Consider the following 14,878-nt stretch of genomic DNA (forward strand, 5'->3'; position numbering starts at 1 on the left):
CTCCTCACGCGCCGCTCGGCAGCGTGAAAAATGCTTTTGGTTCTGGCCTATGAAGTGAGCAGCTCTCGTCTGAGTTGTTCGATGATGCTCAACCGACGACTGGTGTCCGATGAGTCCGCTGGTGCAACCGAAGGAGATACCGCCACCACCGCGCTCACCTTGGGCGCATTCGTCCTGTCGGCCAACAGCGATGCCAGGTATCGCGCGAGCGCGGCGACATTCGGATAACTCCACAGCGCCGTCACATCGAGCTTGATGCCCAAGTGGTCTTCAATCTCCATGGCCATCGCGACAGCCGCAGCCGAGTCCATTCCGAAATCACTGAACGCAGAATTCACATCAATAGCGGTCGCCGGCAGATTCAGACGCGCGGCGAGCAGCTCCGCGATCCACCGACTAAGGTCTGCGGAACCGTGAAGCGTCCTCGTCTGTTGGGCCACGGCAGGCGCCTTGACCGAAACTGGCGCTGGCTTCGTCGCGGCGGGCATAAGTGTCGGCACCGCCCGAACGATGGGCGAAGAACTCTCGGCTGAAGTTTGCGGAATGGGATCGAACCAATGTCGCTTTCGCTGAAATGGGTACAGCGGTGCGTCAACTCGTTTTCTTGAACGACCTGCGTAAATTTGCGACCACGGGAGCTTGACCCCAGCTAAAAATAGCTGCTTCAGATTCTGCAAAATCTCGCGTTCTGCATTGCCATCCGCACCAATGTTTACTGCCACGTCGTGATCGGGGAAATTCGGCGCGCCGGTGGTCACGGCATTCCGGGAGGCGTATGCGGCAAGGTCAATCTTTTCGATCGGCACAACTTCCCCGGTGTCAGCGTCGAGCAGGCTCACGCGCGTCTTGGCGTCCATGCGGGGAGCTCTGCCGCCGATCAGTGTGCCAACGACCTGCGCAGGACTCACAAGGCCCGCAACCGCCGCCGCCACCAATACGCCAATCCCTCGACCCGCAACCGCTGCCGGCCGGACACCCCAGCTGGCCCATAGGCGGGCCAGTGCGAAAGCATGAGCAAACTCCAGAATCCGGACGTCCGTCGTCACGTCGTCGCCGTCAGGGCCCGCCGACGGTGCGCAATCGACACATTCTTGCCAAGCGGCACGGTAGGCCTGCTGCCTTTGCCACCATTCGTTGCCCGCAGGAACTCCGGCATGTGCCCCGAAGAAGTACACCAAGCTAAGCCGCTTGCTGGATGCGCCCTCTGCTGTATCTGCGATCAGCCGCGCGCGCACTTGATCTGCTGCGTCTTGCAAGCTATTGGCCAAGAATGCGGAGCGGTACCCGAACTGGGCGCGTCCCACGGCGGCCGTAAAGCAAATATCGGCCAAAGATCCATCCGGTCTTTCCAGGTGCTCGGCGTATCGGGCCAACAAGTCCTTGTGGCCGGCGGCCGTGGCGGACGAAATACAAAGGAGCTGCGGCCCCACGCAATCAGCCATCGCCGCAGGCACCTCGGATGGCGGCGCCTCCAGGAGAACATGCGCATTCGCGCCTCCGAAGCCGTATGCCGTGACAGCCGCGCGTCGCGTGGACGAGATCACAGGCCAAGGCTCCAGTTGCGTGGGGAATACCAACCGCGTCGAGGCCAGATTTGCGTTAGCAGGCGGCCTTGTGAAATTAAGATTGGGCGGAATCGCTCCATGACGGATGGCCAGCGTGGCCTTTATCAGGGCCGCGAGGCCTGAAGTCGTCTCCAAGTGTCCCATGTTGGTTTTGAGGCATCCGAGCCAGCATGAGGTCTCGGAGCCGGGCTGACCGTACACCTCGCGCAAGGCTTTCAACTCAAGCTGGTCGCCCAACGCGGTACCTGTTCCATGCGTTTCCACGAATCCCACGTGGCCAGGCTCTATGCCGGCCGCGGCCAGCGCCTGTTGCATCACGGCCACCAGCGCCGGGCTATTCGGCGCCGAGAGCCCGTTGCTGCGGCCGTTGTGATTGACGGCAGAGCCTTTAATCACGGACAAGACACGGAGTCCTTCGGCCAGCGCGTCGTCCAGCCGGCGCAGCACCAGCGACACCCCGCCTTCAGCGCGTACGTAGCCGTTAGCTCCCTCGTCGAATGATCTGCACTGCCCGTCCGGAGAAAGCAGCTTGCCCTTGGCCAACCCAATCGTCTCTTCCGGCGTCAGGTGCAAAGTTACCGCGCCTACGATGGCCAGTGGCGCTTCGCGACTTCTGAGCTGCTGGCAGGCTACATGCAGCGCGGCCAAGCCCGAAGAGCAAGCCGTGTCCAAAGTCATGCTCGGGCCCACGGTGTCGAGAAAGTACGACAGTCGGTTCGCCGCCATCGACTGATAGGCACCGGTGCCGTGAAACCGCGTGATCCGGGATTGATCCCGGCAGATGATGCGCTCATAGTCATTGTGGGAAATGCCCACATAGACCCCTGCCGCGCTGCGCCTGAGGCTCTGCGGATCAATGCCCGCGTGCTCAAGCGCCTCCCAGGCTAGTTCGAGCATGAGGCGCTGCTGCGGATCGACAATCACCGCCTCTTCCGGCGACATCGCGAAAAATTCGGCGTCGAACAACTCGGCCCCGTCAATGAACCCACCCCACCGCGTGTTTGCCTTGCCCGCGGCAAGAGGGTCAGCGTCATAGACGCGCGCGAGATCCCAGCGCTCTCGCGGAACCTCCGATATGGCTGACTCGCCTTTGGACAACAGGCTCCAGAAGGCTTCCACATTCGACGCGCCAGGCAAGCGGCAACTCATGCCGACTATCGCGATGTCCGACTCCATCTACTTGACGCCCTCGTAGCCGTGCTCCTGGCGCGCGGTCAGGTCTTCTGCGACCCCTGCAATTTCAGCGGTCTGCCGACCAGCACCTCTGCGCCCCTCTTCCAAGATTCGAGCTGATGGCAGCCGCAAGTCCCAAATCAGGCCAACCGCCTTCAGCAATCGAAGAACGTAGTACGTCAGATCGACCTGCCACCAATAGAACCCTGACCGCGCTGCGACAGCGCAGCGGTGGTGGTTGTTGTGCCAACTGCCTCCCATGGTGAAGATCGCCATGAGCCCGAGGTTCGTGGACGTGTCGCCGGTTTCAAAGCGCCGGTGATTGAAGACGCTGGGCTTGATGCCGTGACCCAGTGCGCCCACCGAAAACAGGGATTGAAGCGAAAGCGCGGTACTGAGGAAAAACACCCAGATCAAGGCGCTTACGCCCATGCCTTTTGCCCCGAACAACGGCGTGTACTGTCCAACCGCGTACGTCAGTGCCATCAGCACCAGCGGAGCGAAATATTGGTAGCGATTCACGATCACAAGTTCCGGATATCGCGAAAGGTCTTTGGTCGCATCCAGATTCGAGTCAGCGTTCTCTTGAAGAAAGAGCCAACCCACATAGCCATGCCAGAAGCCGCGGAAAAGCGGAGTGTTCGGATCCTCGGCGGTATCTGCAGTCCGATGATGAAGTCGGTGATGAGTAGCCCACCAAAGAGGGCCACGTACACCGGCCGCGGCCGCCAGGAGCGCGAGGAAAAGTTGAAAGCCTCGGGACGTTTTGTAGGCCTTGTGCGCAAAGTACCGATGCGACCCGCCCTCCCACGCGAACACACGCACAAAGTAGCCAATCACAGCACCGACCAACAACTGGTAGGTGAATGGCACGAAAAAGATGCAGAGAGCGCCAAGATGCACCAGCACCAGGCGGAGCTTGATGACGAATACGCTTTCTGCGGTCTGTATGCTCGTAGTGGGCAACGTGAGTCTCATATTGTTCCTTCCTGCGAAGTGACCGTCAGGCCTTGACCGGCGCATTGATGCGGCGCAGGGAAATGCGCGCAAGATTCATCGCGCCGACATGGAAGGCCACGGAAAACATGCCAAGGTACTTTTCGTAGCGCCTCACGCCGGCATCGCCAACGAGAGCCAAGGCTTCACTGCGGCGCTCCTTCAGATTGAATAGCCAGCAGTTGAGCGTCTTCTCGTAGTGCGCTCCGTCTTGCCGCAAGGCAACAACCTCGAATAGCCCTTGTGAGGCCTTCATGATTTGGGCCAGGCGCGGCAGGTCTGATTCAGGAAAAATATCGGCGACAAAGGAGTTCGGCTTTCGCTCGTCAAAATTTTCGTAGGTGATGGTTTGCAAGGACACGCAAGCACTTGGCTTCAGCCAGGTGTGGCATCGCTCGAAGAACTTCCGGTAGTCGGCGATCTTCTCTTCCTCGCTCGTGCCCAGGCGCGCGAAGTGCTCAAAAGCGCCGATGGACACAATGGCGTGGTACGGTGCGCTGGGTTGGTGATCCTGCCAACTCTCAAGACGAACATCTACATGGGGCAGGCCCAGCGCCACCACCCAATCAGCTTGCTCCTGACTCAGGGTCAGCCCTACAGACTGTTGAACGGCATGCTCCCCGCTCAACCGGCCGAGCATGGAACCCCAGCCGCAGCCGATGTCTAGAACACGCGCCGCTTGAGATGCCCGGGCCTGATAGATGTGGAAGTCCAGCTTACGCAGCTGCGCCGTTTCCAGATCGTCGCCGGCTTCCCACAGGGCGCACGAATAGGTGCCGGTGCGATCCAGCCAGAGACGATAGAAGTCGTTTCCAACGTCATAGTGGTTCTGAATGGCCTCCGCAGAGGCTCCCCGCACCCGTTCGGCTTGCGCCTCGGCTTGTTTTTCATCAATCATGGCTTGTTCTCCAGGCAAAAGGCGATGGCGTTTTCAGGTAGTGCTGAGTGCAGGGCTTTCGCTATGCACGGGCGCGTCGGCGATTACCGCCGCAAGGTGATCGGCCAGCTGTTGCGCCGTGGGGTAGTCGTAGGGCAAAGTAGGTTCGAGGGTCTTGCCCAGCCAATCGCCCAAGTCGCCAATCATTCCCACCGCTGCGGCCGAATCAAGCCCGTATCGGTCGAACGGCGCGTCGACTGGAACCTTGTCAACGGGGAGGGACAGCAGGTCGCCGATATGGCGGACAAGCCAATCCTGAATTTCCAGCGAGATTTCTTCCGAGCTCAAGCCCTTGGGATCGAATGCATTCGTATTCATGGTTTCCTCTTGATCAAAATATTTAAGCCGTTGCCATCACTTCTCGTGCCTTTTTTAGGGGCACCTTGACGTCCCACGCCAGGCCCAACGCCTTGAGCATGCGAATCACGATCGCGGAGACGTCCAGCTGCCACCACTTCAGTCCGAGAACTGCGGAGTACGGAAATGCGTGGTGGTTGTTGTGCCAGCCTTCGCCGAGCGTGAGCATTGCCAGCCATCCAATGTTGTGGCTGTGGTCTTGGGTGTTGAAGTCCCGCTTGCCGACGACGTGCGTGAGCGAATTCAACGCCCACGTTGCGTGATATGCGATGAACCCGCGCACTAAGCCGCCCCACAGGAGGCCTCGGAGCGCTCCACCTACCCCGCCGAGAAGTAGCGCGCCAGCCAATGTCGGGATGAGAAGTCCGAGCATTACCCACACCAGGTACAGCCGATTGATGCGCCGCATCACGCTGTCGCGCAGAAGATCTCTCGCATACAGCGCCGTATTGGTCATGTCGGCCGCAAAAAGCCAACCGATATGCGCATGAAAGAAGCCTTCGACGCTTCCCCGAAATCCGGAGCCGTGCAAGTGCGGTGAATGCGGATCGCCCGGCACATCGCTGAACTGATGATGACGCCGATGCGTCGCGACCCAAAAAACAATTGGGCCTTGCACGTTCATCGACCCGAGGATCGCGAGTACGTAACGTACCAGCGGGTTGGCTTTGAACGCGCGATGCGCAAAGCAGCGGTGGTACCCCACTGTGAGTCCGAGATAGGTCAGCACGTACATTGCGACCAGAATGCCGATCTCTGCGATCGAGACCCCCTCGGTGACAGCCAGCCAAGCCGCCACCCCTGCGCCGGCGAAAGACAGCGTCACGGTCGGCCATGCCCATCGCTGCTGCAATCGTATGAGGTAACTGCTGTTGACCGACAGCTCTTCGACCGTGATCGGTCTAGCGATGTAGGTCTCATTGTCGAACGAATCCGCGTCTAATCTCATTTCATCCTCTCGTTGCTTAAAAATATTGGTTCTTCATCAATTTCACTGTGATTTTTTGCTCGCTGCAGGACAATCCAGTGATTCAAAATTACCAGCTTGAACATGAAAGATACGGCGCTGTATGAGCAGCTTCTTGGACTGAAGGCACCCTGGTCGGTCAAGAAGGTAGACCTTTCTTTGACAGACCAGCGCGTGGTGGTCGAAGTCGTGTTGAAGAAGGGTCAGGTATGGGCTGACCCCACCGATGCGACCAAGAGGGCTCACATCAATGGCTGGAGCGAGCGCCAATGGCGTCACCTTGATACATGCCAGTTTGAGACGGTCATCAAGGCACGTATTCCCCAGCTCAAATTCAGTGACGGCACTGTCGAAGAGTTGATGGTGCCCTGGGCGGAGCGCTACAGCCGGGTCACCACCTTGATGGCTGCGTTCGTTATCAAACTGCTTGAGGCCTGTCCCACCACGCAAGCCGTATGTACGCTCACACGACTGTCCTGGAGCACGGTCAACGCCATCATGGTCAGCGCCGTGGCGCGAGGCATGCTGCGGCGTACCGAGGAAGAGATTTCGTACCTTGGCGTCGATGAAAAGAGTTCGGAGAAGGGCCACACCTACGCCAGCATCCTGACCGACATTGACCGCTCGCGGGTGCTGGACTTGGTGCCAGACAGGAAGCTGGGAGCGGCCGTGAGCTTGCTGGAAACGCTTACTCCGGCGCAACGCATGTCGGTCAAGGCGGTGGCCATGGATATGTGGCCGGCGTACATGAGTGCGGCCAGGCAATGCGTGCCGCAGGCCGATATCGTGCATGACAAGTTTCACATCTCCAAGTATCTCGGCGAGGCGGTAGATGCTGTGAGAAAACAGGAGCACCGCAAGTTGTCCCAAGCAGGCACCTCGCCATTGGCAGGCAGCAAATGGGCGTGGTTGAGAAAGTATCCCGATGGCCGTAGCGCTGAAGCCGTCTCGTTTCGGGCCTTGAACCAGCTCAACTTGAAGACGAGCCGGGCCTGGTGCATCAAGGAGAACTTTACCCAGTTCTGGAGCTACAGCTACAAAGGAGCTGCCAAGCGCTTCTTCAAAGCCTGGTCGAATAACGCGATGAGGAGTCGCCTGGAGCCTGTGAAAAAGGTAGTCAGGATGCTCCGACGCCACGAGGAAGGACTGCTGAACTATAGCCAACATGGAATCAGCAACGCCTGTGCAGAAGGCTTCAATAGTGCCATCCAGCTCATCAAAGCCAATGCGCGCGGGTTTCGCAACTTCACCAACTACCGGGCAAGGATTCTGTTTCATTGTGGAAAGTTGAACTTGGCTATGGCCTAGGAAAAGCTCCCAGTGAATTCAACGAAGCTCCAAAATATTTACGGTTGAGCGCATCAAGAAATTTCCTCGATGCCTCTTTCCGCGTGGCTCCTGAAGGTCGCCAACGCGAGCATTCCGTTCAGGTAGTGTTGTGCGCACAGGTATCGCTGAATCTTTCCGCTCGACGTTCGCGGTAGTGCGGCGTGGCGCACGAAGACAATCTCATAAACCTTGAGTCCATGTTCGCGCGTGACTTGCTCGCAAGCTGCATCCCGCGCGCCCAGCGGATCAACGTCACGCGCCGTGCGTTCGATCTCCTGGGCCACAACCAGTCGTTCTTCCCCGTCAATATCGACGGCAAAGGCGGCGCAGCCGGCTTGCCGGAACGAAGGGTGGCTACGCTCTACGGTGAACTCAATATCCGTTGGAGCATGATTGCGCCCTCTCACAATGATGAGATCTTTCAAGCGACCTGTGATGAAGAGGTTTTTGCCCTCATCGAAGAAGCCGAGGTCACCAGTTCTAAGAAACGACTTCTCCAGGGTGTCGGACGTGATCCGCCCATCAAAGACCTCGCGGGTCAGTACGTCGTTGTTCCAATAGCCGAGCGCCACGCTCCCGCTGTGAATCCAGATTTCACCGACTTCGCCCGCTTGCTGCTCTATGCTGGTGGCTGGATTGACAATGCGCACGTCGTGATCGAAAGTGGTGCCGCAGCTGACCATCGAGCATGTCGTCTCGTCCGGAACCCGGAAGACGGCCCGGCCACCCCTCAGAGCTTCGGCGCTGTACGACCTGATTAGTGCGTCATCCTTGGCCGCGGCGCCAGCGACAAACAATGTCGCCTCGGCCAAGCCATAGCACGGGTAGATAGCTTGGCGATCGAACCCACACCGATGAAATGCCTGGCTGAATTGATTGATAGTTTCGGGCCGAACGACTTCCGCGCCGCAAAAGGCCAGCTTCCAACTGCTCAGGTTCAGCCCGGCTTTTTGTTCTTCAGATATCTTCTGCACGCAGAGTTGGTAGGCAAAGTTCGGCCCCCCGCTCGTGGTGGCTTGGTACATTGAAATTGCCTGCAGCCACCGGAACGGTCTTTGAAGAAACGACAGGTGCGACATCAAGGTGCAGCCGATGCCGAGGTACAGTGGCTGCAAGATGTTGCCGATAAGGCCCATGTCGTGGAAAGCTGGCAGCCAGCCCATCACGTGATCTGTCTCGTCGTGTCGGAACGCCTTGCGAATCTGTTCCTGGTTATGGACGATAGTGCCGTGACTCAGCACCACGCCCTTCGGTGCCGACGTTGAGCCCGAGGTGTACTGGATGAAGGCGATATCGGTGGAACTCGGCAGCGGGCGCGGCGTGACGCTCGCCTCTTGCATGAGCGCCTCGATCGCAACCCAATTCATTTGCTCGTGGTGGATATCTGCCTGGAAACGCGTCTTCAAGCCCGGCAACTGTGCGGCCGTCGTGATTGCAAGCGCCGGCGTGGCACTCGCGTGAATGGACGCCAGTCGCTGGAAGTTCTGGTTGGGCCGCGGCGGGTACAGCGGAACTGCAATCACGCCTGCGTACAGACAACCCAGAAAGGCCTGAATGAATTCAAGTCCAGACGGCAGCATGATGAGCGCCCGGTCACCGGGCTTCGCCAGCGAGAGCAGCCCTGCAGCAATAGCCCACGCCCGCGTCCTCAGGGAGCCATAACTGATCTCGATCGGCACGCCACCCGCGTCGGGAAGGAAGCGATACGCCAACTTCTCGGGCGTCACTTCGGCGTGGAAGTCGAGGTTCCTGAGAATGCTTTGGGCCAGGGACGTCAAGGCGCACTTCTTGAGTTCAGGAGGTTCTCCGGCCGATTGGGCAAAAGACCTGCGGCAGGAAAGCCAAAAGGTCGCGCCCACGGCAAAGCCGCGAGCTGTGAGGCACGCGGTTTTGAATGACTCTGACGATGATGTGACGCAGATCGAAAACGGGCTGCGCTAACCCCGATGGGCAAAATCGCCCAGGCAAAAAATACCAAAACCCCTAGCCCGCATATTTCACGCTTTTTCCTCTCATAGCCTGGTATCGAGGTTTTTCAGTGCGATGAGGTCATCGCAGAGGTCGAAGAGGTCCGGACAAGCATTTGTTGGTTGCTTTGCGCGGCGCCAAGGCGCACCTGCCCCCACCCCGGCGTGGGTTGCGGGCCGTTTTGTGTCAACGCGCCGGCCAGGCACTGGGCTGAACGCTACGGAGAGCGAAGCTGGCGCATGGCATGCGCGAAGATGTCGGCGCTGGGCCAGTTGGAGGCCAGGTACAGGCGGATACGCCGGGTGTTGCGTGTGACCACCGCGGCCACCTTGAGCAGCTTGATACGCAGCGTATCGACCTGGGCACAGGCCAGGGCCGTGTCGGCCAGGGCCAGCGCGCGCAGCCGCTCGATCAGCACGTAGCCCAACGCCGCCAGCAACACCCGCAGCTGATTGCCCTGCAAGTGCTGGCAGCTCGTGCGCGTGGCAAACAGCCCAACCTGTGCCTCCTTGATCCGGTTCTCGGCCTCGCCGCGCTGGCAGTACAGATCGTCGTACAGCTCCTGGGCGCCGCCCGAGAGATTGGTCACCACGTAGCGCGGGTTGGTGCCCTGTGCGCCGCACTCCAGCCGCGTGATCACCCGGCGCTCGCGCGCCCAGCTCTGCGCGGCATACATGAACTCGCCCACCTCGCGTTGCTTGACTCCGCTGCTCTGGTAGTCATCCTTCATGGACAGTTCGAGAAATTCGGTGATCTGCTCAAGCCGCGCATTGCGCGCCAGGCCAACGATGTAGTGCACCCCGGCCCGCTCGCAGTAGTTGATGATGCGTTGCCTGCAAAAGCCCGAGTCGCCTCGAAAGACGATACGCACCTGGGGCCACTGCTGGCGCAGCCGCGTGACCAGCAGCTTGAAGATGGCGCCAGCGTGTTTGGCCCCATCGATGCGACTGGGCCGCAGGTAGGCGCACAGCAGCTGCTGGCCGCAGAACACGTACAGCGGCAAATAGCAGTAGCAGTCGTAGTAGCCATGGAAGAAGCGGCCTTCCTGCTGGCCGTACAGCGGATTGTCGGTGGCGTCGAAGTCCAGCACCAGTTCCTCGGGAGCAGTCTTGAAGCTGGCGATGAATTGCTCGACCAGCACCTGGTGTAGCCGCCAGGCGGTGGCCCGATCCGCCCACTTCTCCAGCCGGCACAGCGTCGGGGCGCTGGCGACTTCGCGGTCGACGCCGACGGCCGTTTGCATCGCCACGTCGTCCCGCAGCGCGCCGTGGTCGTTCAAATCTTCCCAGCCCAGTGCCAGCCCATACACGCGCTGGCGCAGCATGTCGGCCACGCCGTGTTTGATCAGCAACGGGCTGCGCGGATCGGCGATGCAACGCGCCGCCGCCTCCATCAGGCCCAGCTTGCGGTCGGTGGCCCCCAGCAGCATCACCCCGCCATCAGAGGTCATGCTGCCGCCGTCAAATCGACCCTCCACCACTCGGCGACCGAGCTGGCCAAATTCAATCTTGCTCGTTCCGATTTCTTCGGTACAGTTTGGCATTGGCAGTCCCATGTTGTGGTTGGCGTCAGATACCAATGACAACGCGCCTTCGGGCGGGACTGCCGACTCATATAGGTGAAATATTCAGGCTAGCTCCCTCGAATCCGTACGTAACCCGTATTGGGTCAATTTATGTGCAAGTCGCGGCGCAGCGTATCGGAAAAAAATTGCCGACCCCTTCTAAAAATCTGGTGAAAAATACCCGGAAATTTGGTTCTTCATTGGTTCCGTGGAGCATCTTTTTTATAGCGAAAAACATGCACCTCGTGCCGAGCGATATTTTTCGTCAGGCATTTGTTTTTTACGAAAAGTTTTCTGCGCCGCAATTCGATGGACGCAATTGGTCCATCGACGTCGCAATGCTCTTAAGACTCTTTGGGTGTCGCGCCAGCAAGTGAAGCGGCCGGCGACCACACAAGCCGCAGTTTGATGTTGCAGGTTCACCCTCACGCTTATTGTTCTTCGCTGAATTCATTTTTTCCCACCGTATCGTCTTCGAGTTCGTCCCGCTCAGTCGGCGAGATTGTTTTGGCGCAGACATTTCATGCTTGATTTAGCAAACTTTCTATCGTCATTGACGCGATGCGGAAATAGTAAAGTGCGCTCACGCCAGCGATAGTGCTTTGACCATTGTTGACATTCAGGGGTTCCGGCGTGGAACCCCGGTTCGCGGACAGGGATGGAGTGTGACCGGCCGGCTGCGAGTGTAGTAGCCCTTTTGTGGTGCTATCGAGCAAAACGAAGCCCTTGCCGGGCCACCAGCGACACGCTCATGCCCGCCTCATAGGCGGCGCGGGCGAGGCTGTCGTGGCGAGCGGGATGGTGCGACGCCGGTTGCGCAGTCGTCGAGCTGTCGATGCCGTCAACGCCACCGTCTGCAGCGTCGCCACCAGCGCCGGTTGTGGCTGCTGAGGCGGTCAACCATGAGAATCTCAACCCCTTCTACCCTGCCGGCGCGCTGGCTTGGCTTTTCACTTGGTACTTGCCGGTGAGCTACACACATCAACTTCCTGGCGCGGGGTGGCAGGTAGTAGGCGCCGCAGTGCTGGCATTGCTTGGGGCCTACATGGTGACAGCCTGGTAATCGGCCGCAGTTGGGGCGAGACCCTGAAAGCCAAGGCTCAGGGCATCGGGTTCATCTTCGCGGCCTGCTTTCTGGCCCAGCTGCTCAGTCAGGTAGGGAGTTCCTGAAGAATTCCTCGATGCAAAACGCGCCAAAGGCGCTTAGCGCGCCATGGGAGCGTGACCCGGATGGGGCCAGGATGCAAGGCCCAGTCGCAGCGGCTGCCAGCCGCGCAGATAGCGCCCAGTGACCGGAGGGCAGACGCCCAAAACCCACCGATGACGCTGGCACAGATGTTAAATTGAGGTTCCTGAATACCCGCAAAAAACCTGTCTGGACACAATAGATGCTTATCAAAGCGCATTGGAAAGAAATCTGCCGTGTCGTCGCGCGCGGCCAGCGTTCAACCCTCTATTGCTCGATGGGTTCTGTCAATCCAGACGGGTCACCCCACGTCACGCCGATAGGGACGGTCTTCCTGCGTGGAGACGGTACAGGCTTCTATTTCGACGCGCACACCGAAGCGCTGGCCCGGAACCTCGACGCTGATCCGCGGGTTTGCCTGATGGCAATTGATACAGGCCGCTGGTTCTGGTCGTTCCTGCTGGGTCGCTTCACCACGCCGCCAGGCGTGCGCCTAAACGGAACGGTGAGCGCACTGCGACTGGCCACACCCGACGAATTGCAGGAGATCGCGCGGCGCATTGGGCCCGTGCGTTGGCTGAAAGGCAGCCGCCTGCTCTGGTCAAACTTCACGCATGTGAGGGACATCACGTTCACGTCCTTTCGACCCGTGACCTATCCTCGCATGATGGACGGCTTGTGGCGCTCCAATGATTGATCCCGGCTGGGTCTGATAGCGGGCTAACACTCAAGTCACATGCCGACAGCGCAACAAGCACCGATGCGCCTGAACAATCTCAGAACAACTTCAGCACATCGCTTCGCCGGCAGCCGGCCACAGCGGCAAGCCGCCGGACAAGTCATCCGTCCACTCACAAGGAAGTACATGAAAGTAGGGATATTAGGTTTTGGCAACGTTGCCGCAGCAACGATCGAGGCCTTCACCACCAATCAGGATCTCATCCGATCCAAGACGGAAACCCCCATCGAGTTCGTGCGGGTTGCCACGCGCACGCCTTCACGCGCGCAGGGGCGCGTGCCTGGCGGCTGCGTCGTGTCCGATGACTGCTGGGCAGTGGTGGACGATCCTCAGATCGACGTGGTCCTCGAACTCATGGGCAACGTGAAGCTGGGGCGTGAGCTCGTACTCCGGGCCTTGTCCAACAGCAAGCACGTCATCACGGCCAACAAGGCACTCCTGGCCCAACACGGCGAGGAGATCATGCAGATGGCGGATCAAGCCGGGTGCAGCGTGCTCTTCGAGGGTGCCGTGGCTGTTTCGATCCCCATCATCAAAACGCTCCGCGAGTCGGCGGCCGCCAACCGGATCTCGTCCATCATCGGCATCCTGAACGGCACGTCGAACTACGTGCTGTCCCAGATGAGCGAGCACGGCGTCGACTTCGCGACCGCTGTCGCCGACGCGCAGCGCAAGGGCTACGCGGAAGCAGACCCCACGCTGGACGTGAATGGCGAGGATGCGGCGCACAAGCTCACGCTCCTGGCTTCGCTCGCCTTCGACGTACCCATCAACTTCAGTGCGGTCGAGTTCAAGGGTATTGCGGAGATCGACCAGGTCGACATCGAATTCGCCAAGCGACTCGCCCACCAGGTCAAACTGATCGCGCAGGCCAGACTGGAGTCGGGTGGCATAGCCATCAGCGTGCAGCCCACCCTGGTGCCCGACCGGTCGATGCTGGCGCGGGTCGGCGGCTCAATGAACGGCATCTCCCTGCAGGGTGACCTGCTGGGTCCGGCCTTCCTCTACGGCTCGGGTGCCGGGGGCCGGCAGACCTCCAGTGCCGTGCTGGCCGACCTGCTTGAGCTGGCCAATCGCGGCGGTCCGAACGGTGCGGGCGGCGGCCACAACATGGGGTTCCGGCCTCGTGGGACCGGGCAGACCGAGGTCCGCTACTGCAACGATCGCGTCGGTGCGTTCTACATCCGGCTGCGCCTGGACGACAAGGCCGGCGCGCTGGCCAAGGTCAGCACGGTCCTAGCTGATGCCAACGTGTCGATCAACTCGCTGCTGCAAGATCAGGGACTCGATGGGTTGTCGGACCTGATCGTGATCACGCACGACATCTCTAGCGGCCAACTCCGAGATATGTTGCCCTATCTCCAACAGGCTGCAGGCCCTGGCCACACGGTCGTGATCTATCCAGTTCTGGGTGACTGCGGATGCTGACTATGACTGCCTCGGCGGAGCCGCTGGCTAGCGATGGCCAGCAATCAGAAGCTGGCGAGGTGGTTATATGGAGGTGAATATCGCCCCTGATGAATGCCAGGCTCAAGGAACACCTCGGTGTTGTAGACATCAAACGGGACGCTATTTGGCGCCATTGGAGACTGGAAAATCGGCGTCGGCGATCCGCAGCACATAGTTGGCGGGATGCTCTTCCAGTGAATGAAAGCTCTGGGGATGATGATTGGCGCATAGCGTCAAAAAATAGTTCTCATACCGCTGCGGCTGCGCAGCGCAGCCGCAGATCATGCAAGTTTCTGCAGTCGCCTTCTCAGCAGCAGCCACCAACCGCCCGATTGCGGCGCCCAATGGCATGTTGCCGGCCGGGAATTCCCAGGCCTGCAGCATGGCGTCGGGTAGTCGTGCGTCCAGACGGATCGCGGTCTGGTCTGCGAAGGAGTAATAGAGACGAGCCGCCCCATATTTCTCCTTAATCTGGACCCAATGGAAAAGCTCACGGTTTTCGCCGAGAAGATGGTCAATTTCGATGCAACACTTCGCCGTAATGAGCATCCAGCCACGGTAGAAGCTAAAGCCGGTGTTGGGCTTGTCAAACATGTAGGGGAACAGTTTCCTCAGTGCCGCACCCGATTTGATGTCGTGCGCCGGCAT

The 14,878-nt window shown here is 59.6% G+C and carries 13 protein-coding genes; 4 read left to right on the forward strand and 9 right to left on the reverse strand.

From position 1 onward, the window contains the following. Positions 1 to 47: 47 nt before the first annotated feature. The 5 genes from BPRO_RS26625 to BPRO_RS26645 are packed head-to-tail and all read right to left on the reverse strand — an operon-like array spanning position 48 to position 5,977. A complete protein-coding gene (locus tag BPRO_RS26625; protein ID WP_011486159.1) occupies positions 48 to 2,741 on the reverse strand; it encodes a type I polyketide synthase in 2,694 nt (897 codons plus the stop codon). Next, positions 2,742 to 3,716, reverse strand: coding sequence for an acyl-CoA desaturase (locus tag BPRO_RS26630; protein WP_011486160.1), 975 nt, complete (start codon positions 3,714 to 3,716; stop codon positions 2,742 to 2,744). It lies immediately after the preceding gene. Between the two features lie 25 nt (positions 3,717 to 3,741). Beyond that, positions 3,742 to 4,632 carry an SAM-dependent methyltransferase gene (locus BPRO_RS26635; RefSeq protein WP_011486161.1) on the reverse strand — a complete coding sequence of 297 codons (891 nt, stop codon included), beginning with the start codon at positions 4,630 to 4,632 and terminating at the stop codon, positions 3,742 to 3,744. Between the two features lie 33 nt (positions 4,633 to 4,665). After that, positions 4,666 to 4,989 carry an acyl carrier protein gene (locus tag BPRO_RS26640; protein ID WP_011486162.1) on the reverse strand — a complete coding sequence of 108 codons (324 nt, stop codon included), beginning with the start codon at positions 4,987 to 4,989 and terminating at the stop codon, positions 4,666 to 4,668. Between the two features lie 22 nt (positions 4,990 to 5,011). Then, positions 5,012 to 5,977, reverse strand: a complete 966-nt coding sequence (locus tag BPRO_RS26645; protein ID WP_011486163.1) for an acyl-CoA desaturase — start codon at positions 5,975 to 5,977, stop codon at positions 5,012 to 5,014. 102 nt (positions 5,978 to 6,079) lie between these two features. On the opposite strand from BPRO_RS26645, the gene BPRO_RS26650 reads away from it, so the two are divergent. Next, a complete protein-coding gene (locus tag BPRO_RS26650) occupies positions 6,080 to 7,303 on the forward strand; it encodes an ISL3 family transposase (RefSeq protein ID WP_011486164.1) in 1,224 nt (407 codons plus the stop codon). 53 nt (positions 7,304 to 7,356) lie between these two features. Here BPRO_RS26650 and BPRO_RS26655 read toward each other — a convergent pair whose 3' ends face one another. Together BPRO_RS26655 and BPRO_RS26665 are read right to left on the reverse strand one after the other, a co-directional pair. Then, positions 7,357 to 9,102 carry a fatty acyl-AMP ligase gene (locus tag BPRO_RS26655; RefSeq protein WP_049764334.1) on the reverse strand — a complete coding sequence of 582 codons (1,746 nt, stop codon included), beginning with the start codon at positions 9,100 to 9,102 and terminating at the stop codon, positions 7,357 to 7,359. Between the two features lie 407 nt (positions 9,103 to 9,509). Next, positions 9,510 to 10,835, reverse strand: a complete 1,326-nt coding sequence (locus tag BPRO_RS26665) for an IS1380-like element ISPosp7 family transposase (protein ID WP_011486166.1) — start codon at positions 10,833 to 10,835, stop codon at positions 9,510 to 9,512. Between the two features lie 35 nt (positions 10,836 to 10,870). Between BPRO_RS26665 and BPRO_RS29985 the strand changes: the two genes are divergently transcribed. Further along, the gene (locus BPRO_RS29985; RefSeq protein WP_157046058.1) at positions 10,871 to 11,233 is read left to right on the forward strand and encodes a hypothetical protein; all 363 of its coding nucleotides are present in this window, start codon (positions 10,871 to 10,873) and stop codon (positions 11,231 to 11,233) included. 328 nt (positions 11,234 to 11,561) lie between these two features. Here the strand turns inward: BPRO_RS29985 and BPRO_RS26670 are convergent, their stop codons facing one another. Continuing rightward, on the reverse strand, positions 11,562 to 11,756 hold the full coding sequence (locus BPRO_RS26670; protein WP_041390626.1) for a hypothetical protein: 195 nt from the start codon (positions 11,754 to 11,756) through the stop codon (positions 11,562 to 11,564). Positions 11,757 to 12,244: 488 nt separating this feature from the next. On the opposite strand from BPRO_RS26670, the gene BPRO_RS26680 reads away from it, so the two are divergent. Then, positions 12,245 to 12,739 carry a pyridoxamine 5'-phosphate oxidase family protein gene (locus BPRO_RS26680; RefSeq protein WP_011486167.1) on the forward strand — a complete coding sequence of 165 codons (495 nt, stop codon included), beginning with the start codon at positions 12,245 to 12,247 and terminating at the stop codon, positions 12,737 to 12,739. A 168-nt stretch (positions 12,740 to 12,907) separates the two neighbouring features. After that, positions 12,908 to 14,209: a homoserine dehydrogenase gene (locus BPRO_RS26685; protein WP_011486168.1), complete on the forward strand. Its 1,302-nt coding sequence runs from the start codon at positions 12,908 to 12,910 to the stop codon at positions 14,207 to 14,209. A 141-nt stretch (positions 14,210 to 14,350) separates the two neighbouring features. On the opposite strand, the gene BPRO_RS26690 is transcribed toward BPRO_RS26685, so the two are convergent. Further along, positions 14,351 to 14,878 (reverse strand): hypothetical protein, encoded by a 528-nt coding sequence (locus tag BPRO_RS26690; RefSeq protein WP_011486169.1) that lies wholly within the window; start codon positions 14,876 to 14,878, stop codon positions 14,351 to 14,353.

Source organism: Polaromonas sp. JS666 (genome assembly GCF_000013865.1).
Classification (GTDB): domain Bacteria; phylum Pseudomonadota; class Gammaproteobacteria; order Burkholderiales; family Burkholderiaceae_C; genus Polaromonas.

Bases quoted from the DNA above. Each gene is read 5' to 3' on its own strand.
- BPRO_RS26625 (WP_011486159.1), bottom strand. From the start codon at position 2,741: ATGGAGTCGGACATCGCGATAGTCGGCATGAGTTGCCGCTTGCCTGGC.
- BPRO_RS26630 (WP_011486160.1), bottom strand. From the start codon at position 3,716: ATGAGACTCACGTTGCCCACTACGAGCATACAGACCGCAGAAAGCGTA.
- BPRO_RS26635 (WP_011486161.1), bottom strand. From the start codon at position 4,632: ATGATTGATGAAAAACAAGCCGAGGCGCAAGCCGAACGGGTGCGGGGA.
- BPRO_RS26640 (WP_011486162.1), bottom strand. From the start codon at position 4,989: ATGAATACGAATGCATTCGATCCCAAGGGCTTGAGCTCGGAAGAAATC.
- BPRO_RS26645 (WP_011486163.1), bottom strand. From the start codon at position 5,977: ATGAGATTAGACGCGGATTCGTTCGACAATGAGACCTACATCGCTAGA.
- BPRO_RS26650 (WP_011486164.1), top strand. From the start codon at position 6,080: ATGAAAGATACGGCGCTGTATGAGCAGCTTCTTGGACTGAAGGCACCC.
- BPRO_RS26665 (WP_011486166.1), bottom strand. From the start codon at position 10,835: ATGCCAAACTGTACCGAAGAAATCGGAACGAGCAAGATTGAATTTGGC.
- BPRO_RS29985 (WP_157046058.1), top strand. From the start codon at position 10,871: ATGACAACGCGCCTTCGGGCGGGACTGCCGACTCATATAGGTGAAATA.
- BPRO_RS26680 (WP_011486167.1), top strand. From the start codon at position 12,245: ATGCTTATCAAAGCGCATTGGAAAGAAATCTGCCGTGTCGTCGCGCGC.
- BPRO_RS26685 (WP_011486168.1), top strand. From the start codon at position 12,908: ATGAAAGTAGGGATATTAGGTTTTGGCAACGTTGCCGCAGCAACGATC.
- BPRO_RS26690 (WP_011486169.1), bottom strand. From the start codon at position 14,878: ATGCCGGCGCACGACATCAAATCGGGTGCGGCACTGAGGAAACTGTTC.